General features: G+C 72.3%; 14 protein-coding genes. 10 read left to right on the forward strand and 4 right to left on the reverse strand.

Features of this window, described 5'->3' with window-relative positions; translation table 11 throughout:
* Window positions 1-219 precede the first annotated feature (219 nt).
* On the forward strand, window positions 220-402 hold the full coding sequence (locus IH45_RS0116720; RefSeq protein ID WP_030668086.1) for a hypothetical protein: 183 nt from the start codon (window positions 220-222) through the stop codon (window positions 400-402).
* 114 nt (window positions 403-516) lie between these two features.
* Window positions 517-3,597 (forward strand): helix-turn-helix transcriptional regulator, encoded by a 3,081-nt coding sequence (locus IH45_RS1000000150805; RefSeq protein WP_030668089.1) that lies wholly within the window; start codon window positions 517-519, stop codon window positions 3,595-3,597.
* Between the two features lie 57 nt (window positions 3,598-3,654).
* On the opposite strand, the gene IH45_RS0116730 is transcribed toward IH45_RS1000000150805, so the two are convergent.
* The 3 genes from IH45_RS0116730 to IH45_RS0116740 all read right to left on the reverse strand — a co-directional run bounded on the left by IH45_RS0116730 (window position 3,655) and on the right by IH45_RS0116740 (window position 6,411).
* Window positions 3,655-3,837 carry a DUF6191 domain-containing protein gene (locus tag IH45_RS0116730; protein ID WP_030668091.1) on the reverse strand — a complete coding sequence of 61 codons (183 nt, stop codon included), beginning with the start codon at window positions 3,835-3,837 and terminating at the stop codon, window positions 3,655-3,657.
* 182 nt (window positions 3,838-4,019) lie between these two features.
* On the reverse strand, window positions 4,020-5,147 hold the full coding sequence (locus IH45_RS0116735; protein ID WP_032917607.1) for a PQQ-dependent sugar dehydrogenase: 1,128 nt from the start codon (window positions 5,145-5,147) through the stop codon (window positions 4,020-4,022).
* 271 nt (window positions 5,148-5,418) lie between these two features.
* Window positions 5,419-6,411 (reverse strand): aldo/keto reductase, encoded by a 993-nt coding sequence (locus IH45_RS0116740; protein WP_078897608.1) that lies wholly within the window; start codon window positions 6,409-6,411, stop codon window positions 5,419-5,421.
* Between the two features lie 87 nt (window positions 6,412-6,498).
* Between IH45_RS0116740 and IH45_RS0116745 the strand changes: the two genes are divergently transcribed.
* The 8 genes from IH45_RS0116745 to IH45_RS0116780 all read left to right on the forward strand — a co-directional run bounded on the left by IH45_RS0116745 (window position 6,499) and on the right by IH45_RS0116780 (window position 18,635).
* A complete protein-coding gene (locus IH45_RS0116745; RefSeq protein WP_030668101.1) occupies window positions 6,499-7,461 on the forward strand; it encodes a 2-hydroxyacid dehydrogenase in 963 nt (320 codons plus the stop codon).
* Between the two features lie 332 nt (window positions 7,462-7,793).
* Window positions 7,794-10,799 carry a putative bifunctional diguanylate cyclase/phosphodiesterase gene (locus IH45_RS0116750; RefSeq protein WP_032917620.1) on the forward strand — a complete coding sequence of 1,002 codons (3,006 nt, stop codon included), beginning with the start codon at window positions 7,794-7,796 and terminating at the stop codon, window positions 10,797-10,799.
* A 207-nt stretch (window positions 10,800-11,006) separates the two neighbouring features.
* Entirely contained in the window at window positions 11,007-12,875 is a 1,869-nt protein-coding gene (locus IH45_RS0116755; RefSeq protein WP_030668107.1) for an acetolactate synthase large subunit, read from the forward strand.
* A gap of 47 nt (window positions 12,876-12,922) precedes the next feature.
* Window positions 12,923-13,447 (forward strand): acetolactate synthase small subunit, encoded by a 525-nt coding sequence (gene ilvN / locus IH45_RS0116760; protein WP_003986033.1) that lies wholly within the window; start codon window positions 12,923-12,925, stop codon window positions 13,445-13,447.
* A 104-nt stretch (window positions 13,448-13,551) separates the two neighbouring features.
* The gene (gene ilvC / locus IH45_RS0116765) at window positions 13,552-14,550 is read left to right on the forward strand and encodes a ketol-acid reductoisomerase (protein ID WP_030668110.1); all 999 of its coding nucleotides are present in this window, start codon (window positions 13,552-13,554) and stop codon (window positions 14,548-14,550) included.
* Window positions 14,551-14,870: 320 nt separating this feature from the next.
* Window positions 14,871-16,463 (forward strand): phosphoglycerate dehydrogenase, encoded by a 1,593-nt coding sequence (gene serA / locus IH45_RS0116770; protein ID WP_030668112.1) that lies wholly within the window; start codon window positions 14,871-14,873, stop codon window positions 16,461-16,463.
* A gap of 335 nt (window positions 16,464-16,798) precedes the next feature.
* Window positions 16,799-17,773 carry a PRC and DUF2382 domain-containing protein gene (locus IH45_RS0116775; protein ID WP_050514910.1) on the forward strand — a complete coding sequence of 325 codons (975 nt, stop codon included), beginning with the start codon at window positions 16,799-16,801 and terminating at the stop codon, window positions 17,771-17,773.
* Between the two features lie 199 nt (window positions 17,774-17,972).
* Window positions 17,973-18,635: a TetR/AcrR family transcriptional regulator gene (locus IH45_RS0116780; RefSeq protein ID WP_032917611.1), complete on the forward strand. Its 663-nt coding sequence runs from the start codon at window positions 17,973-17,975 to the stop codon at window positions 18,633-18,635.
* A 136-nt stretch (window positions 18,636-18,771) separates the two neighbouring features.
* On the opposite strand, the gene IH45_RS0116785 is transcribed toward IH45_RS0116780, so the two are convergent.
* A complete protein-coding gene (locus IH45_RS0116785; RefSeq protein WP_030668120.1) occupies window positions 18,772-19,488 on the reverse strand; it encodes an SDR family oxidoreductase in 717 nt (238 codons plus the stop codon).
* Between the last annotated feature and the right edge of the window lie 77 nt (window positions 19,489-19,565).

The raw sequence follows: 19,565 nt of genomic DNA on the forward strand, positions 1-19,565 counted from the left end.
GCGGCGATCAGGCCCCGGCCGGGGCGGTGTCTAAGGCCGTACGCGGCCGTCTGAGGCACCGCCGGTCCGGGGCCGGTCGCTTTTCTAAGGCCCCCATGCTCCGCGAGATCGGGAACCTGCCCGATGTGGGGCACCCCCCTGGGCGAGCAGGCTGGAGCACGTCAACAGGACACCGCCACCAGGTGTCACCGTGCCAACGCCAGATCCAGGGAGCACACCATGCTGTACGGGGAAATCGAACTCCGCGTCCGCTACGAGGAACTGCGCCGCCAGGCCGACCGGGAGCGGCTGGTCAACGAGGCCCGCAAGGCGCGCCGCGCGCGCCGGGGCGGCCGCTCCAGGGCCAACGGCCCGGAAGGGCGGGTGAACGGCTCGCCCGACCGGTTCGCCAAGGCCGCCTGACCGGCGGGCCGGCCGGTGCGCTGCCCGACCGTCACGGCTCCCGCGGCCCGTCCGGGGCCCCGGGAGCCGTCTCGCGTGACGATGACCACTGCCGCGTTGTCAGACCCCTGTGCGATGCTCAGCGGCGTGGAAACCAGGTCCGTCAGTCCGGTGTTCGTCGGCCGCGGCAGTGAGCTCGGCACACTGCGCGGCGCCCTCGCCCGTATCAAGGAGTCGGGCGAGCCCAGGGCGCTGCTCATCGGCGGTGAGGCGGGGGTCGGCAAGACCCGGCTCATCGAGGAGTTCGCGTGCGCCGCGCGGGCCGACGGAGTCCTGGTGGCGATCGGCGGCTGCATCGAGATCGGCTCCGAGGGCCTGCCGTTCGCCCCGTTCTCCGCGGTCCTGCACCTGCTCAACGCACAGCTGCCCGAAGAGCTGGCCGCCGCCGTCGCCGGCCAGGAGGGCGAACTGGCCCGCATCCTGCCCGAGCTGGGCGAGCCCGCCCGCGAGGCGCACGACGACGAGCAGGGCCGGGCCCGCCTCTTCGAGCTGACCGCCCGGCTCCTGGAGCGCCTCGCCGCCCACCGCCCGCTCGTCGTCGTCATCGAGGACCTGCACTGGGCCGACCGCTCCACCCGGGAATTGTTCTCCTACCTGCTGCGCGCCCTGAACAACGCCGGCATCCTCCTCGTCGCCACCTACCGCTCCGACGACATCCACCGCCGCCACCCGCTGCGCCCCTTCCTGGCCGAGATCGACCGTATGCGCACGATCCACCGCGTCGAACTGGCCCGTTTCAACCGCTCCGAGGTGCGCACCCAGATCGCCGGCATCACCGGCCGCGGCCCCGACGAGGAGCTGGTCGACCGGGTCTTCGAGCGTTCGGAGGGGAACGCCTTCTTCGTGGAGGAGCTGGCCCGCAGCATCGGGGAGGGCTGCCTGACCGGGCTCAGCGACCCGCTGCGCGACCTGCTGCTCGTCCGGGTCGAGGCGCTGCCCGAGGACGCCCAGCGGGTCGTGCGGGTGGCCGCCGAGGGCGGCTCCACGGTCGAACACGAACTCCTCGCCGCCGTCTGCGGCCTGTCCGAGGACGACCTCATCGAGGCGCTGCGGGCGGCCGTCGGCAGCAACACCCTGGTGCCCGACCGGGACGGCACGGGCTACCGCTTCCGGCACGCCCTGGTCCGCGAGGCCGTCGTCGACGACCTGCTGCCCGGCGAGCGCACCCGCCTCAACCGCCGGTACGGCGAAGCCCTGGAGGCCAGACCCTCGCTGGTCCGCGCCGACACCTGCGCCGCCCGCCTGGCCAGCTACTGGTACCACGCCCACGACCCGGCCAAGGCGCTGCCCGCCGTCCTCGCCGCCTCCGTCCAGGCCCGCCGCCGCCACGCCTACACGGAACAACTGCGGTTGCTGGACCGCGCCCTGGAGCTGTGGGACGACGCGCCCAAGGAGGTCCGCCGCGCCGTGCGTCCGGCGGACTACGCCGAGGCGTACCCGGCCTGCGGCTGCGACGACGACGCGCTGCACTTCATGGACCTGCTCGCCGAGATCGCGGTGGCCGCGCGCCTGTCCGGGGACACCGAGCGCGCCTTCACGATCACCAAGCGCGCCCTGCGCTCCCTCGACGCGGAGAAGGACCCGCTGCGCACGGCGTGGTTCCTGCTCCAGCGCTCCCGCCTCGTGCAGGGCACCGGCCGAGGCGACGGCTGGGCCGAACTGGCCCGCGCCCAGGAACTGGTGCGCGGCCTGCCGCCGTCCTCGGTGCACGCCGCCGTGCTCGCCCAGTCCGCGACCTGGGCGATGCTGCACACCCCCGGCTCCGGAAGCTTTGCCACGGCCGAGCGCGCCGTGGAGCTGGCCCGGCTCGTCGGCGACACGGAGCAGGAGCTCAATTCGCTGGTCACCCTGGCCGGCCTGCGGGTCGATTCGGGTGACGTGGAGGGTGGGCTGGAGCAGCTGCGTGCGGTCCTGGAGCGAGCGGTGGCCCGTGGCTGCTCCTCGGTGGTCGCCCGTGGGCACATCAACCTCTCCTCGGCTCTGGAAGGCGTGGGCCGCTCCTCGGATGCCGTCGAGGTGGCGGACCAGGGCCTCGCGCTCACCGAGCACCACGGCCTGAAGGAGAGCACGAGCTGGGTCAGCGGGAACCGCGCCGAGTCGCTCCAGTCACTGGGCCGCTGGGAGCAGGCGCGGGAAGCGGCCCTGGACGCCCGCCGCCGCTCGCTGAGCGCCCGTTCCCGCGCCCTGGCCACCAACCGCCTCGCGGACCTCGCCCTGAAGGAGGGCGATGTGGACCGCGCGGAGCGGAATCTGGCCGTCGCCCAAGAGCACTACGGCAACCACGACCTGCAGCCGCAGCACTCCCTCCCCCTCACCCGGTACGCCCTGGAGATCGCCGCCGCCCGGGGCCGCGTCCCGGACGTACGCGACATCCTCCGGCAGGCCATGGAAACCGGTTTCCCGCCCGGCACCCAGCGGTACGTCTGGCCACTGCTGTGGGCGGCGGCCACCGCCGAGTCGGAGCTGCGCGGCCTGCCCGCGGCCGAGCCGGAGCGGCCCGCCGCCCTCGCGCGCATCCGGCAGGCCGCGAAGGCCACACCCACCGTGTCCCCCGTCTGGGCGGCGTACGGCCGCGCCGTCGAGGCCGAGCTGCTGCGCGCCGCCGACCGCACGACACCGGACGCCTGGGCCGCCACGGTCGCCGCCTTCGAGCAGGTGGAGCGCCCGTACGAACTCGCCCTGGCCTGCTACCGCTGGGCCGAGGCACTGCTGCACGACGCCGCGCGCGCGACGGCCGGGCTGGAGGGCCGTACGCCGCGCGAGGCCGCCGCGCTGCTGCTCGTCCAGGCTCGCAAGGCGGCCCGCGGGATGGGCGCCCGGCCGCTCGCCGAGGGGATCGAAGGGCTCGCCCGGCGCGCTCGAATACCGCTGGCGGGGCGGCCGGAGCCGGATGCCGCGCAGTCCACGGACGAGCGGGCCGCCACCCCGCCCGCCGAGACGTTCGGCCTGACCCGGCGCGAGCGCGACGTCCTGCGCTTGGTTGCGGCCGGGCGCAGCAACCGTCAGATAGCCGACGAACTGTTCATCTCGCCCAAGACGGCCAGCGTCCACGTCTCCAACATCCTGGCCAAGCTGGGCGTCTCCGGCCGCGGCGAGGCGGGCGCGATGGCCCACCGGCTGCGGCTGTTCGCCCCGGCGGAGCTGTCGGCGGGGTAGGCGGCGGGGCAGGCGGTGCGCTCGGGACCAGGGCGCGGGCCAGTGCGCGGGACGGCGTCAGGAGTCCGCCGGCGGCCCCTGCTCCGGCACCCGGATGGTGACCTTGCCCGAGGACAGGTCTATCGGCCCCTTGCCCGGATCGCTGTCGCCGGTGTCGTCGACCACCAGGGTCAGCCGCCGGCGTTCCTCGTCGGTGTGCTTGCGCCCCGGCGCGAACAGCTCCTCCACCAGATTGAACATCCCGCCCCCTGACGACGTGGCCTGTCCCGTACGACGAGTGTAGGCACCAACGGAACGAAACGGGCGGGTGTGGGCCGGGCGGTTACGGATCGGGCGGGTATGGGCCGTGCGGTCCCCGCGCGGGGCCGACCCCCGCGCCCCGGTGGGCGCCCACCACCAGGCGCCCACCGGCCGGACGGCCGTCAGCTCACCTTGAGCCGCAGAATGCGATCGTCACCCTTCTTCGGCTCCCCGCGCCCGTCCGTGTTGCTGGTGACCAGCCACAGTCCGCCGTCCCCGGCCGGCACGACCGTACGCAGCCGCCCGTACTCCCCCTTGAGGAACGCCTGCGGCGGCGCCGACGTCTCCCGCCCGGCGAGCGGAATCCGCCACAGCCGCTCGCCGCGCAGCCCCGCCATCCAGATCGACCCCCCGGCGTACGCGATGCCGCTCGGCGAGGCGTCCGCCGTCGCCCACTGCGCCACCGGGTCCACGAACCGCGCGTCGCCCCGGCCCTTGCCCTCCACCTCGGGCCAGCCGTAGTTCCTGCCCGGCTCGATCAGGTTCAGCTCGTCCCAGGTGTTCTGGCCGAACTCGGCCGCCCACAGCCGCCCTTCGGCATCCCAGGCCAGACCCTGCACATTGCGGTGCCCATAGCTGTAGACCACCGAACCGGCATCGGGATTGCCGTGCGCCGGCCCGCCGTCCGGCGTCATGCGCAGGATCTTGCCGCCCAGCGACTTCTTGTCCTGCGCGAGGCCGGTGTCACCGGTCTCGCCGGTGCCCGCGTAGAGCATCTTGTCCGGACCGAACGCGATCCGGCCGCCGTTGTGGACCTGCCCCTTCGGGATGCCCTTGAGCACCGTGTCGGGCGCGCCCAGCTGTCGGCCCGCGGGCTTCTTCTCGTCGTGGACCATACGGGCGATGCGGTTGTCGGACTCGGTGGTGAAGTACGCGTACACCTGGTGGTCCCGGCCGTACGACGGTGCCACCGCGAGCCCCAGCAGACCGCCCTCGCCGCCCGGCGCCACCCCCGGCACCGTCCCCAGCTCGGTCCTGCGGCCGCCGTCCGCCGCCACCCGCCAGATCTTGCCGGTGTCGCGCGAGGACACCAGCAGGTCACCGTCCGGCAGCGCGGCCACTCCCCAGGGTGAAATGAGATCCGTGGTGAGGGTGCTGGCCACCGTCACCGAGCCCTGGGCGGGCGGGGTGGAGACGGAGGGCCGCGGGCTGCCCGGGGACGAGGCGGCGGGGGAGCCGGCCCGGGCCGGCGCGCCGCCGGACGAGCAGCCCGCCGCGAGCAGCAGCGAGGCGGCCAACACGGAGGTCACGGAGCGTCGTTGCACGGCGAAGTCCTCTCGTCGACGGAACCCGCCTTACGACACCACACCCCACCCGCCAAGTCAGGCCCCCACTCCGGCCCGACGCCCCGCACCCGCCACCCGGCCGCCGACGCCCCGCGTCCACCACTCGATTCCCGGGACCCACGCCCACCACTCGTCCCCCGGAACCCACGCCCACCACTCGACCCCGGGACCCTCGCCCGTCGACCGGCCTCACCGCCCCCGCCTGCTACGTTGACGGCGCAAAGGCCGAACCGCCCTAGTCCCAAGACCCCCGCGCCGGCGGCAGCCCCGCGATCTCCGCCAGGTCCCGGCGGTCCAGCACCAGGCCGGCCGCCGCCGCGTTCTCGGCGGCCCAACGTTCCTTCTTCGTCCCCGGTACGGGCACGACGTGCCGCCCCTGCGCCAGTACCCACGCCAGCGCCACCTGCCCCGGCGTGGCCCCGTGGCGCGCGCCGACCCGGCGCAGCCCGGCCACCACCGGCTGGTTGGCGGCCATCATCTCGGCCGTGAAGCGCGGGTGCCGGGCCCGTATGTCCTCCGGCTCGAAGCCCTGGCCGGGCGTCAGCGTGCCGGTGAGGAAACCGTTGCCCAGCGGCATCGCGGCGAGGAACCCCACACCCCGCGTGACGCACCACGGCAGCAGCTGCTCCAGCGCTTCCTTCGACCACACCGACAGCTCGGCCTGCACGCTGCTGACCGGGAACACCTGCTGGACGCGTTCCAGCTGGCGCAGCGTCCCGTCGTACAGCCGCGCGCCCCGGCGGCGTCCGGCGCGCGCGCCCACCGCGCACAGCCCCAGCGACCGCACCTTTCCGGCCGCCACCAGCTCCGCCATCGCGCCCCAGGTCTCCTCGATGGGCACCTCGGGGTCGGTCCGGTGCAGCTGGTAGAGGTCGATCACATCGGTCTGCAGGCGGCGCAGCGAGGCGTCGCAGGCCCGCTTGACGTAGCCGGGGCGCCCGTTGGCGACGATGTGCTGCTCGCCCACCAGCAGCCCCACCTTGGTCGAGACGAAAGCCTCCGCGCGGCGCTCCTTCAAGGCCCGGCCGACCAGCAGTTCGTTGGTGAACGGCCCGTACATGTCGGCGGTGTCCAGCAGGGTGCAGCCCCGGTCGAGCGCGGCGTGCACGGCGCGCAGCGAGCCCTCCCCGTTGCGCTGCGACTCGGTGTACCCCCAGCTCATCGGCATGCAGCCGAGTCCGATAGCACCCACTTCGAGCGCTGTAGCCCCGATTGTCCTGCGCTCCACGCGGTCGTGCCTCCGTCCCCTCGCCCCCGATCAAGGGCCTGACCAAACTAACGTCTGGGCACGGAGGGCATCGCATAGCCTCTGGCCATGGCACCCGACGACCCGCGCACCGCCGCGAACGACGTATGGCTCCCGATCCCACCCGACGAAGTCGGCGGACTGCCGGACGGCTTCCGCTACGTCCATTGGGACGCCGGGCCGGAGTTCCCCGCGGACCCCGCCCGCTGCGTCTTCTACGTGGTCCCGTACATGAAGAGCGCGGAGGCGTCCGTACGACCGCTGCCGGAGATGACCGGTCTGCGGGCCGTACAGACGCTGACCGCCGGCATCGAGCACATGCTGCCCGCCCTGCCCCAGATGCCTCCGGGGACCCAGCTGTGCAATGCCCGTGGGCTGCACGACGCCAGCACCGCCGAACTGGCGCTCACCCTCACGCTCGCCGCCCTGCGCGGCATCCCGGACTTCGTCCGCGGCCAGGACGCGGAGCGGTGGCTGGCCGGCTTCCGGCCCGCCCTCGCCGACAAGACGGTGCTCATTGTGGGTTACGGCTCGATCGGCAGTGCGATCGAGGACCGGCTCACGCCTTTCGAGTGTGCGCGGGTGACACGCATTGCGCGCACCGCACGTGAGACCGTGCGCGGGCCCGTGCTTCCGCTCGCCGAACTGCCCGCCGTGCTCCCCGCGGCGGACGTCGTGATCATCACGACGCCGCTCACCGACACCACCCGTGGCCTGGTCGGAAGCGATTTCCTGGCGCGCATGAAGGACGGGGCGCTGCTGGTGAACGTCGCGCGCGGCGCCGTCGTGGACACCAAGGCGCTGCTGGCGGAGCTGGAATCCGGGCGGCTGCGCGCGGCCCTGGACGTCACCGATCCGGAACCGCTGCCCGCCGGGCACCCGTTGTGGCACGCTCCCGGCGTGCTCATCACTCCACACGTCGGTGGCCCCAGCTCTGCCTTCCTGCCCCGCGCGAAGCGCCTCATGAGAGACCAGCTGTCGCGCTTCGCCACCGGCGAACCCTTGCGCAACGTCGTGGCTACGGCCGGGTGAATCCTGCCCGGACCCCTTGCGGGTAGCTCTACGGGGCCGTACGACTGCACTGGGTATCCGCATCCCACCGACAGTCACGCTCAGTAGAGAAGCTATGTCCCTGAGTGACGAAGCTGGTGTATCGTCCGAGCGGGGGCCGTGCCGGGAGTGATGCGGCACAGCGCGAAAGACCGGAACCGAGGGGGGCGACGGGCGATGTACGGCCGATGGACGAATCGCGAAACAAGCACTCCGCGATCACCCGGAGGGGCACCTCCGGGGCCCTGGACGCGTCGGGTGTCACACGCGCACCGACCACGACGAAGCCCCGCGGCGCACGGGAGGAGAGAGCGGTGAGCGCCACGGGCGCGGTCCTCACCCGGCCGCCGGTGCAGACCGGCGGGGCCCCGGGCGTGGTGCCGCAGGTCGTGCTCGCGGTCGTCTGCGGCGGCTACGCCCTGGGCGCCGCGCTCGGCTGGGGATCCTCCGAACTGGCCCTGTTCATGGGCGACTTCGGGCTGAGCCTGGCCGCCTTCGCCGCCGCCGGCTCCTGCTTCCTGTACTCCCGCAGGCACCACGGCCGGTTTCGACCCGCCTGGCTGCTGTTCGCCGCCTCCTCCGCGATGGCGGGGCTCGGCAACGGCATCTGGGGCTGGTACGAATTCGTGCTGCGTGAGCCGGTCCCGAGCCCGTCGCTCGCCGACTTCTGCTTCCTGCTCTTCGCACCACCCGCCATCATCGGCCTGCTCGTGCTCGCCAAGAGGCCCGTGACCAAGGCCGGCTGGGTGTGCCTGGGGCTCGACGCCTGGCTGATCGGCGGCTCGCTGCTGACGCTGTCCTGGAGCCTGGCGCTCGCGCACACCGCGCACTTCCAGGGCCAGAGCGTGCCGCAGGGCGCGCTCGCGCTGGCGTATCCGCTGCTGGACATCGTGCTGGTGAGCATGGTGCTCGCGCTGCACTTCAAGCGCTCCTCGGCACACCGCTCGGCGATCAACACCGCCATCGCGGCGCTGGCCCTGACGGTGCTGTGCGACGCGCTGTTCAGCTCGCCGCTGCTGCGCGAGCACTACCGCTCCGGCCAGATCCTGGACGCCGGCTGGTTCGCCGGCTCGATGCTCCTGACGTACGCGCCGTGGGTGGCCCGGCGGCTGCCCGGCGGCGACTCCGCGGCCGCCGCGCCCGAGCGCGCCGCACCGCGCACACCGCCGGCCACCTCGGCGGCCACGCGGCCGATCGCCGGCTCGCTCGCCGCGCTCACCCCGTACCTGGCCGCCGCCGTGTGCACCCTGGGCATCCTGTACAACGTCCTGGACGGCCGCCGTATCGACCGCGTGGTGCTCTTCACCGGCTGCACGGTCGTCCTCGCCCTGGTTGTCCGACAGGGCATCATGCTGCTCGACAACATCACCCTCACGCAGGAACTGGCCCAGAAGGAGAACCACTTCCGTTCCCTGGTCCAGGGCTCCAGCGACGTCATCATGATCGCCGCGCCGACCGGGATACTGCGCTACGTCAGCCCCGCCGCCGCGGGGGTCTACGGCCGGGACGCGGAGGAGCTGGTCGGCTCCGAGCTGGCCTCTCTCATCCACCCCGAGGACCTGGGGCGCGTGGTGCACGAGGTACGGAGATTCCTCGCGGCCCGGCCCGAGGAGGAACCGACCACCCGCATCGAGTGCCGGTTCCGGGCAGGGGAGAACCGCCCCGGCGGGGAGAAGTGGCTCAACGTGGAGTCCACGGTCAACCGGCACCACGGCGGCCTCATCTTCAACTCCCGCGACGTCACCGAACGCGTCCGCCTCCAGGCCCAGCTCCAGCACAACGCCTCGCACGACGCGCTCACCGACCTGCCCAACCGGGCCCTGTTCACCGAGCGGGTCAGCCAGGCGCTGACCGGCCGCCGCGCCACCGATCCGGGCACGGCCGTGCTCTACATCGACCTGGACGGCTTCAAGCAGGTCAACGACACCATCGGCCATCAGGCGGGCGACGAACTGCTCGTCCAGGCCGCCCGCAGACTGGCCGAATCCGTACGGGCCGGGGACACCGCGGCCCGGCTGGGCGGCGACGAGTTCGCCGCGCTGATCATGGGCGACGGCACCCGTGACCACGCCGCCCGGGAGCACCGGATCCTGGAGGTCGCCGACCGGCTGCGCATCCGGCTCTCCGATCCGTACAAGATCGACGGCCGGGACGTACGGGTCGCCGCCAGCATCGGCGTCGCCTTCGCCGAGCCGGGCATCACCCCCGGCCCCCTGATGCGCAACGCCGACCTGGCGATGTACCGCGCGAAACAGGCCGGCAAGGGCTGCGTCAAGCTGTACGCGCCCCAGATGCAGGCCGACGTGGTGCGCCGCGCCGAGCTGGCCACCAAGCTGCGCACGGCGCTGCACGACGGCGAGTTCGCGCTGCTGCACCAGCCCGTGGTGGAGCTGGCCGACGGCCGGATCACGGCGGTCGCCGCGCTCGCCCGCTGGCGCTCCGCCCAGGGCATACTCTTCACCCCCGCGGAGTTTCTGCGGGTCGGCGACCGCGGCCGTCTCAAGGAGGACGGCGACCGCACCGCCGAGCTGGGCCGCTGGCAGCTGGAGGAGGCGGTGCAGCAGGCCGCCGGCCGGCACCGGGCGGGCCATCCGGTCCCGGTGGCCGTCCGGATCTCGGCCCACCGGCTGCTGGACCGCGCGCTGCCGCCCAAGAGCATCGAGGCGCTGCTGTCCCGGCACGGCCTGCCGTCCGGGTCGCTGGTCCTGGAGCTGTCCGACACCGATCCGCGGATACCGCTGGAGGAGCTGGAGCGGCGCCTGGTCGCCCTGCGCCGCCTGGGGGTGCGCATCGCCCTGGACGGCTTCGGCAGCGGCGCCGCCGCCATCGGCGCACTGCGCCGGCTGCCCGTCGACGTGCTGCGGCTGGACCGCGACCTGGTCGACGGGGTGGTGGACTCGGCCCGGCTGCACAAGATCACATCGGGCCTGCTGCGGATCGCCGCCGACCTCGGCATGCAGTCCGTCGCGGACGGCGTCGACCTGCCCGAGCAGGTCGTCGCGCTGCGTTCGATGGGCTGCACGCACGGCCAGGGCATGGCCTTCTCCGGACCGCTGGACGAACACCGGCTGCGCCGCGCGCTGGCGCAGGGCGGCTATCCGGTGCCGGGCCCGGGCAGCGAGGGCCGGGCCGTGGTGCTCAGCGGTGCGGGCCTGCCCGTACGCCACGTCAAGAAGGGGCGCGAACCGGTGTCACCCGGACGGGTGCTGGGCGAACTGCCCAGGCGATTCGCGCCGGGAGACGGCCGGGACGGGGCGGAGGCGGCCATGGCGCGGCCTCCGCTGCGCCCGAATAGTGAGACCTCCGTCCCACCCACTTGACACTCGGCTGGCCCCGGGGGGAGGGTCAGTTCCATGCGCACCCGAATTCTCGTACTTGGAAAGCGCGTCGGCTGAAGCTGGGTCACTTGAGAACCCAGCGCTCCGCACCGGCGCGCTCCCCTCGCTTGCCTCACGGCACGAGGGGTTTTTTGTTGCATAACCGCCCCCATACCCCACCAAAACCCTCAGCTTCGAGAAGAGACGCAGATGACCGAGCAGGCCTCCGGGGCCCACCATCCGCAGCCGCGGGCCCGTCACTCCGGCGGGGCGCACGCACCCGCCACCGTGGAGCACGTCACGGGCGCGCAGTCCCTCATCCGTTCGCTCGAAGAGGTCGGGGCCGACACCGTGTTCGGCATTCCGGGGGGCGCCATCCTCCCCGCGTACGACCCGATGATGGATTCCTCGAAGGTCCGCCACGTCCTGGTCCGCCACGAGCAGGGTGCGGGCCACGCCGCCACCGGCTACGCCCAGGCCACCGGCAAGGTCGGCGTGTGCATGGCCACCTCGGGGCCCGGTGCCACCAACCTCGTCACCCCGATCGCCGACGCCCACATGGACTCCGTCCCGATGGTCGCGATCACCGGCCAGGTCGCCTCCAAGGCGATCGGCACGGACGCCTTCCAGGAGGCGGACATCTGCGGCATCACCATGCCGATCACCAAGCACAACTTCCTGGTCACCGACGCGGCCGAGATCCCCCGCACCATCGCCGAGGCGTTCCACATCGCCTCCACCGGCCGCCCCGGGCCGGTCCTGGTGGACATCGCCAAGGACGCCCTCCAGGCGCAGACGACCTTCTCCTGGCCGCCGCACACCGAGCTGCCCGGCTACCGCCCGGTGACCAAGCCGCACGCCAAGCAGATCCGCGAGGCCGCCCGGCTGATCACCGAGGCGCGGCGCCCGGTCCTGTACGTCGGCGGCGGCGTGCTGAAGTCCGGCGCCACCGCCGAACTGAAGGTGCTGGCCGAGCTGACCGGCGCGCCCGTCACCACCACCCTGATGGCCCTGGGCGCCTTCCCCGACACCCACCCGCAGCACCTGGGCATGCCCGGCATGCACGGTACGGTCGCCGCCGTCACCGCCCTGCAGAAGTCCGACCTGATCGTCGCCCTCGGCGCCCGCTTCGACGACCGCGTCACCGGCAAGCTGGACTCCTTCGCCCCGCTGGCCAAGATCGTGCACGCCGACATCGACCCGGCCGAGATCGGCAAGAACCGCGCGGCCGACGTGCCGATCGTCGGCGACGCCCGCGAGGTCATCGCCGACCTGGTCGTCGCCCTCCAGGCCGAGCACGCGGCCGGCCACGCCGGCGACTACACCGCCTGGTGGAAGGACCTCGACCGCTGGCGCGAGACCTACCCGCTCGGCTACACCCACCCGGACGACGGCAGCCTGGCCCCGCAGCAGGTCATCCAGCGCCTGGGCGAGCTGGCCCCCGAGGGCACCATCTACGCGGCGGGCGTCGGCCAGCACCAGATGTGGGCCGCCCACTTCATCGACTACGACACGCCGTCCACCTGGCTGAACTCCGGCGGCGCCGGGACGATGGGCTACGCCGTCCCGGCCGCCATGGGCGCCAAGGCCGGCCGTCCCGACCGTACGGTCTGGGCCGTGGACGGCGACGGCTGCTTCCAGATGACCAACCAGGAGCTGGTCACCTGCGCGCTGAACAACATCCCGATCAAGGTCGCCATCATCAACAACGGCGCCCTCGGCATGGTCCGCCAGTGGCAGACGCTGTTCTACAACCAGCGCTACTCCAACACCGTCCTGCACAGCGGCCCCGAGGACTGCGCCGCCACGGCGGAGGTGGCCGGCGCCGGCACCCGCGTGCCGGACTTCGTCAAGCTGGCCGAGGCGATGGGCTGTGTCGCGATGCGCTGCGAGGACCCGGCCGAGCTGGATGCGGTGATCGCCAAGGCGAACGCGATCAACGACCGGCCGGTCGTGGTGGACTTCATCGTCCACGAGGACGCCCAGGTCTGGCCGATGGTCGCGGCCGGCACCTCCAACGACGAGGTCATGGCGGCCCGCGGCGTCCGCCCCGACTTCGGCGACAGCGAAGACGACTGAGCCACCGGGACGCGCGAGACACGCGGATAGAAGGAAGAAGACCGACCATGTCCAAGCACACGCTCTCCGTCCTGGTGGAGAACACCCCCGGCATCCTGGCCCGGATCGCCGCGCTGTTCTCCCGCCGCGGATTCAACATCGACTCGCTCGCCGTCGGCGTCACCGAGCACCCCGACATCTCCCGCATCACCATCGTCGTGAGTGTCGAATCGCTCCCCCTGGAGCAGGTCACCAAGCAGCTCAACAAGCTCGTCAACGTCCTGAAGATCGTCGAGCTGGAACCCGGCTCCGCGGTCCAGCGGGAACTGGTGCTGGCCAAGGTGCGCGCCGACAACGAGACCCGCTCGCAGATCGTCGAGATCGTGCAGCTCTTCCGCGCCAAGACCGTCGACGTCTCCCCGGACGCGGTGACCATCGAGGCGACCGGCAGCAGCGACAAGCTCGAAGCGATGCTCAAGATGCTGGAGCCGTTCGGCATCAAGGAGTTGGTGCAGTCCGGCACCATCGCCATAGGGCGCGGCGCCCGGTCCATCACGGACCGCTCGCTGCGCGCCCTGGACCGCTCCGCCTGAACCGTCCGGGCCCGCCCGGACCGTATCGCGAGACCCCCGAACCTTTCCTCCCGCGCCCGACGTAATGTGTCGGGCAACCAGCTAGATCCAAGGAGATACCCGAAGTGGCCGAGCTGTTCTACGACGACGACGCCGACCTGTCCATCATCCAGGGCCGCAAGGTCGCGGTTCTCGGCTACGGCAGCCAGGGCCACGCCCACGCCCTCTCCCTGCGCGACTCGGGCGTCGACGTGCGCGTCGGCCTGCACGAGGGCTCGAAGTCGAAGGTCAAGGCCGAGGAGCAGGGGCTGCGCGTGGTCAGCCCCGCCGAGGCGGCCGCCGAGGCCGACGTCATCATGATCCTGGTGCCGGACCCGATCCAGGCCAAGGTCTACGAGGAGTCCGTCAAGGACAACCTGAAGGACGGCGACGCGCTGTTCTTCGGTCACGGCCTGAACATCCGCTACGGCTTCATCAAGCCGCCGCAGGGCGTCGACGTGTGCATGGTCGCCCCCAAGGGCCCGGGCCACCTGGTGCGCCGCCAGTACGAGGAGGGCCGCGGCGTGCCGTGCATCGCGGCCGTCGAGCAGGACGCCTCCGGCGACGCCTTCGCGCTGGCCCTGTCGTACGCCAAGGCCATCGGCGGCACCCGCGCCGGCGTCATCAAGACCACCTTCACCGAGGAGACCGAGACCGACCTGTTCGGTGAGCAGGCGGTGCTCTGCGGCGGTGCCTCGGCGCTGGTCAAGGCGGGCTTCGAGACGCTGGTCGAGGCCGGCTACCAGCCGGAGATCGCGTACTTCGAGTGCCTGCACGAGCTGAAGCTCATCGTGGACCTCATGTACGAGGGCGGCCTGGAGAAGATGCGCTGGTCGGTCTCCGAGACCGCCGAGTGGGGCGACTACGTCACCGGCCCGCGGATCGTCAACGACGCCACCAAGGCCGAGATGAAGAAGGTGCTCGCCGAGATCCAGGACGGCACCTTCGCGAACAACTGGATGGCGGAGTACAACGCCGGTCTGCCGAAGTACAACGAGTACAAGAAGGCCGACGAGGACCACCTGCTGGAGACCACCGGCAAGAAGCTCCGCAAGCTCATGAGCTGGGTCGACGAGGAGCAGTAAGCCGTCCGGCACGGGGCCGTGGCAGTCGCCGCGGCCCCGTTCGCCGTGACCGGACCCGTCACCGGCCGGTCAGTGGACCGTCAGCGCCGTGCGCGACGTTGTCCATCCCGTCACACCCCTACCGGGTGATCCTTCCGAAACGGCGGATGAACGGAAGGGGCCCGCCACTACACTGCACAGCACAAGCGCGTCAGGCTCACAGCGTCGTGCGTCTTCCACGCGGCTGCCCCCTTCACCGCCTTCGGCCGTCGGGACGGCCGTCCTCACCCGTTGCCGCAAGGGGCACGGGAGGGGCCCCCAGGACTAGTGAGGAAGACCACGTGAGCTCGAAACCTGTCGTTCTGATCGCCGAGGAACTCTCGCCCGCAACCGTCGACGCCCTCGGCCCGGACTTCGAGATCCGGCACTGCAACGGCGCCGACCGCGCCGAGCTGCTGCCCGCCATCGCCGATGTCGACGCGATCCTCGTGCGCAGCGCCACCAAGGTGGACGCCGAGGCCATCGCCGCCGCCCGCAAGCTGAAGGTCGTCGCCCGCGCCGGCGTCGGCCTGGACAATGTCGACGTCTCCGCCGCCACCAAGGCCGGCGTGATGGTCGTCAACGCGCCGACGTCCAACATCGTCACCGCCGCCGAGCTGGCCTGCGGCCTGCTGATCGCCACCGCCCGCAACATCCCGCAGGCCAACACCGCCCTGAAGAACGGCGAGTGGAAGCGCAGCAAGTACACCGGCGTCGAGCTGTCCGAGAAGGTCCTCGGCGTGGTCGGCCTCGGCCGCATCGGCGTGCTGGTCGCGCAGCGGATGTCCGCCTTCGGCATGAAGATCGTCGCGTACGACCCGTACGTGCAGCCCGCCCGCGCCGCGCAGATGGGCGTCAAGCTGGTCTCCCTGGAGGAGCTGCTGGAGGTCTCGGACTTCATCACCGTCCACCTCCCCAAGACCCCCGAGACCATCGGCCTGATCGGCGACGACGCGCTGCGCAAGGTCAAGCCGACGGTGCGCGTCGTCAACGCCGCGCGCGGCGGCATCGTGGACGAGGCCGCGCTGGCCAGTGCCCTCAAGGAGGGCCGGGTGGCCGGCGCCGGCCTGGACGTGTACGCCACCGAGCCCTGTACGGACTCCCCGCTGTTCGAGTTCGACCAGGTCGTCGCCACCCCGCACCTCGGCGCCTCGACCGGCGAGGCGCAGGAGAAGGCGGGCATCGCGGTCGCCAAGTCGGTGCGCCTGGCGCTGGCGGGCGAACTGGTGCCGGACGCGGTCAACGTCCAGGGCGGCGTGATCGCCGAGGACGTCAAGCCGGGGCTGCCGCTGGCCGAGCGGCTGGGCCGGATCTTCACCGCGCTGGCGGGCGAGGTCGCGGTCCGCCTCGACGTCGAGGTGTACGGCGAGATCACCCAGCACGACGTCAAGGTGCTGGAGCTGTCCGCGCTCAAGGGCGTGTTCGAGGATGTGGTCGCCGAGACCGTCTCGTATGTGAACGCCCCGCTGTTCGCGCAGGAGCGCGGTGTCGAGGTACGCCTGACCACCAGCAGCGAGTCGGCCGAGCACCGCAACGTGGTCACCGTGCGCGGCACCCTGTCCGGCGGCGACGAGATCTCCATCTCCGGCACCCTGGCCGGCAACAAGAACCAGCAGAAGATCGTCGCGGTCGGCGAGCACTCCATCGACCTCGCGCTCGCCGACCACATGGCCTTCCTGCGCTACGGCGACCGCCCCGGCGTCGTCGGCACGCTCGGCCGGATCCTCGGCGAGGCGGGCATCAACATCGCGGGCATGCAGGTCTCCCGGGCCGACGCGGGCGGCGAGGCGCTGGTCGCACTCACCGTGGACGACACGATCCCGGCGGCGGTGCTCAGCGAGATCGCCGAGGAGATCGGCGCCACCTCGGCGCGCGCGGTCAACCTCGCGGACTGACGCCACGACCGGTCCACGCACCACCGGGCCCGGACCCCGCTGCGGCGGGAGTCCGGGCCCGTGCCGTACGGGCGCCGGGTCCCGCTGTCGTACGGGCGTCAGGGCCCGCTGCCGTACCGGCGTGCGGGCCATCTGCCGTACGGCCGTCGCGGCCCGGTGGGTGATCCCGCAACGATTCACCCGTTCGGCGTAGCGCGGGGGGATGCCGGGCGCCCCGGAAACTCGCCGTCGGACCGGTGTTCCGGGGGATTTCCGACTCGCTGCGCTTCGCGGGGCGGCGCGCAATGGGAACTGCGCGTGCCCCCTGCCGGCGCGTGCGGAAGGAGAGCGACGCCATGAATGCACCCCTGGGTGAGAACCCTCAGGATCTGACCGGCATGAACGTGGTCGACGCGGAGGGCACCAAGGTGGGCTCGGTCCAGCAGGTCTACCGGGACGACGCCACCGACGCGCCCGAATGGATCACCGTGCGCACCGGTCTGTTCGGCATGAAGGAGACCTTCGTACCGCTCGCCGGGGCCCGGCGCGTGGGCGACGAATGCCAGGTCCCGTACACCAAGGACCAGATCAAGGACGCGCCGCGGATCGACGCGGACGGCCACCTGGAGCCGGGCGAGGAGGAACGGCTCTACCGGCACTACGGCATGGCGCGTCCGGGCACCGCACCGTCCGGCACCGTGCCGGGCCGCACCACGACCACCGGCGCCGGAATGGGCACCGCCGGAGCCGCCGGGGCGGCGGGAATGCGCCCGCCGGAGGAGCGCCGCCGGGAGCGGGCCGAGTCCAGGCCGCTGGCGGGCGCCGGGGCCGGCGCCATGGCCATGTCCCGCGGCCGCGACACCGACGCGCGCTCCAAGGAGCAGAACCCGGAGATGATCGTCTCCGAGGAGCACGTCGAGCTGGGCACCGAGTCGCACGAGGCCGGCCACGCCCGGCTGCGCAAGCACGTGACCAGCGAGGAGGTGCACCGCACCGTACCGGTCAGCCATGACGAGGCACGCATCCGGCGCGAGAAGATCAGCGAAGAGGACCGCCGCAAGGGCCGCACCCAGCGGACCGAACTCGGCGACGGCGAGGTCGACGTCACGCTCTACGAGGAGCAGGTCGTCGTACGCAAGGAGAACGTGCCGGTCGAGCGGATCCGGCTGGAGACCGAGCGGGTCACCGAACAGCAGGAGGTCAACACCGAAGTCCACCGGGAAGAGGTGGAGTTCGACGACGGCAAGGGCACCGAGCGGCGCGGCCGGCGTGGCCGGGGCGGCCCGGGCCCGGAGCGGGGCCGCGGCATGGGGCCCGAGCGGGGCCGGTAGGACCGGCGCGCGAGGCGCCGCCGCTTCCGGCGGTTCCGCCGTACGCAGGGCCCGGCCCGCCGCACCGCGCGTGTGGCGGGCCGGTGCCGTACGGATACGGGCGTACCGCGGTTGCCGTACGGATATGGGCGTACCGCGGTCGGACAGCCGTATGAGACGCCCGTCCAGGACGGCTGTCCGGCGGGCTTAGGCTGGCCGCATGGGACACCGCGAAGACCTGCTGGAAGGCGCCAAGCGCTGCCTGCTCGACAAGGGGTACGCACGCACCACCGCCCGCGACATCGTGGCCGCCTCCGGTGCCAACCTCGCCTCCATCGGCTACCACTACGGCTCCAAGGACGTCCTGATGCGCCAGGCGCTGGTGGAGACGATCGCGGAGTGGGGCGCGGGGTTCGCCGGTACGGACGAGACCGGCGGGCCGGCGGCGGGCGGCGACCCGGTGGAGCGGTTCGCGGCCATGTGGGACCGCATTCTGCGGCGCTTCCAGGAACAGCGGGAGTTCGTGACCTCCCAGGTCGAGGTGCTCGGCCTGCTGCCCCGCGACCCCGAGCTGCGCACCGCGCTGGCCTCGGTCCTGCCGGAGGGCGGCGAGGGGCTGGTCGCGGTCTTCGAGGGCGTACCGGACAGCGAGGTCGACGCGGAGGCGGCACGCGTCGTCGGCTCCTTCTACCAGGCGCTGCTCACCGGCCTGATGGTGCAGTCCCTGATCACCCCCGCGTCGGTGCCCTCGGGCGGCGATCTGGTGGCGGCGATGCGGCGGGTCCTGTCGGGCTCGGTGCTCGGGCCGCGTGCGGGGCGTACGGAAGATGAAGGCGGCGCGACGGGTGGGGGAGGCGGCCGGGCTCCGGACGCCACGCACTGACCGACGGCGGCGGGGCCCCACCGCAGATGCCGCTGACCGGCGGCCGCAGCGCCGTTCCGAGCCGGGTCTACAGGTCGATGCCGTACGTCGTCACAGGCGATGCCGTCGAGGAAGTCGAGGAAGACGGCGGCAGGACTCACCAGGGCACGGTCCTTCCCGAGCGGTCCAGATACGCCAGGCCCGGCGTGCCCAGCCTGGACAGCAGGACGTCCAGCAACAGCGGCACACTCTCCTCGACGCTGTACGGCGCGTCCGGCCCCCCGAGTGCGGTGCGTATCCAGCCCGGCGCCATGAGGACGAAGCCGCGTCGCGTCCCGGCCTGCCGGACCGCGAAGCTGCGCATGAACATGTTCAGGGCCGCTTTGCTTCCCCGGTAGACCTCGCGGCCCGCGTTCGTGTTGTTCGTGATGCTGCCCTGTCCGGACGACATCACCCCGATGAGTCCGGTGGGGGAAACGAGGTCTTCGAGCGCTTCGATGACGCGCATGGGACTGAGGGCGTTGGTGACCATCACCTCGACGAAATCGGCTGTCGGAACCGCGCCGATCGGTGTCAGCTCGTTGTTCGTGGTGCCCGCGTTGACGAAGAGCACGTCGAACCGGCGTTGCGCGAGGCGTTCGTGCAGGGGCGCCAGGTGGCCGGGCTCGTTGATGTCGAGTCGCTCGATGGTGAGCCGTCCGCCGGCCCGGTCCGCGAGATCGTGCAGGGGTGTGTGGGCCGTGGTGTCGCGGACCGTGCCGACGACATCCCAGCCCCGGTCGAGGAATTCGGCCGCCATGGCTTGGCCGAGGCCGCGTGAGGCACCGATGAGGAGTGCGGTCGGTGTGCCCCGGCCCGTGTCAGTCGATGACATCCGGCGTCATCTCCGTTCTTTACGCGGTGAGCTCTTCGGGTGTGTCACCGAGGCCCGGGGGTGGCGTCGGCCGGTGA

This window comes from Streptomyces rimosus subsp. rimosus (genome assembly GCF_000720725.1).
Lineage (GTDB): Bacteria > Actinomycetota > Actinomycetes > Streptomycetales > Streptomycetaceae > Streptomyces > Streptomyces rimosus_A.

Bases quoted from the DNA above. Each gene is read 5' to 3' on its own strand.
- IH45_RS0116720 (WP_030668086.1), top strand. From the start codon at position 220: ATGCTGTACGGGGAAATCGAACTCCGCGTCCGCTACGAGGAACTGCGC.
- IH45_RS1000000150805 (WP_030668089.1), top strand. From the start codon at position 517: ATGCTCAGCGGCGTGGAAACCAGGTCCGTCAGTCCGGTGTTCGTCGGC.
- IH45_RS0116730 (WP_030668091.1), bottom strand. From the start codon at position 3,837: ATGTTCAATCTGGTGGAGGAGCTGTTCGCGCCGGGGCGCAAGCACACC.
- IH45_RS0116745 (WP_030668101.1), top strand. From the start codon at position 6,499: ATGGCACCCGACGACCCGCGCACCGCCGCGAACGACGTATGGCTCCCG.
- IH45_RS0116755 (WP_030668107.1), top strand. From the start codon at position 11,007: ATGACCGAGCAGGCCTCCGGGGCCCACCATCCGCAGCCGCGGGCCCGT.
- ilvN (WP_003986033.1), top strand. From the start codon at position 12,923: ATGTCCAAGCACACGCTCTCCGTCCTGGTGGAGAACACCCCCGGCATC.
- IH45_RS0116775 (WP_050514910.1), top strand. From the start codon at position 16,799: ATGAATGCACCCCTGGGTGAGAACCCTCAGGATCTGACCGGCATGAAC.
- IH45_RS0116780 (WP_032917611.1), top strand. From the start codon at position 17,973: ATGGGACACCGCGAAGACCTGCTGGAAGGCGCCAAGCGCTGCCTGCTC.
- IH45_RS0116785 (WP_030668120.1), bottom strand. From the start codon at position 19,488: ATGTCATCGACTGACACGGGCCGGGGCACACCGACCGCACTCCTCATC.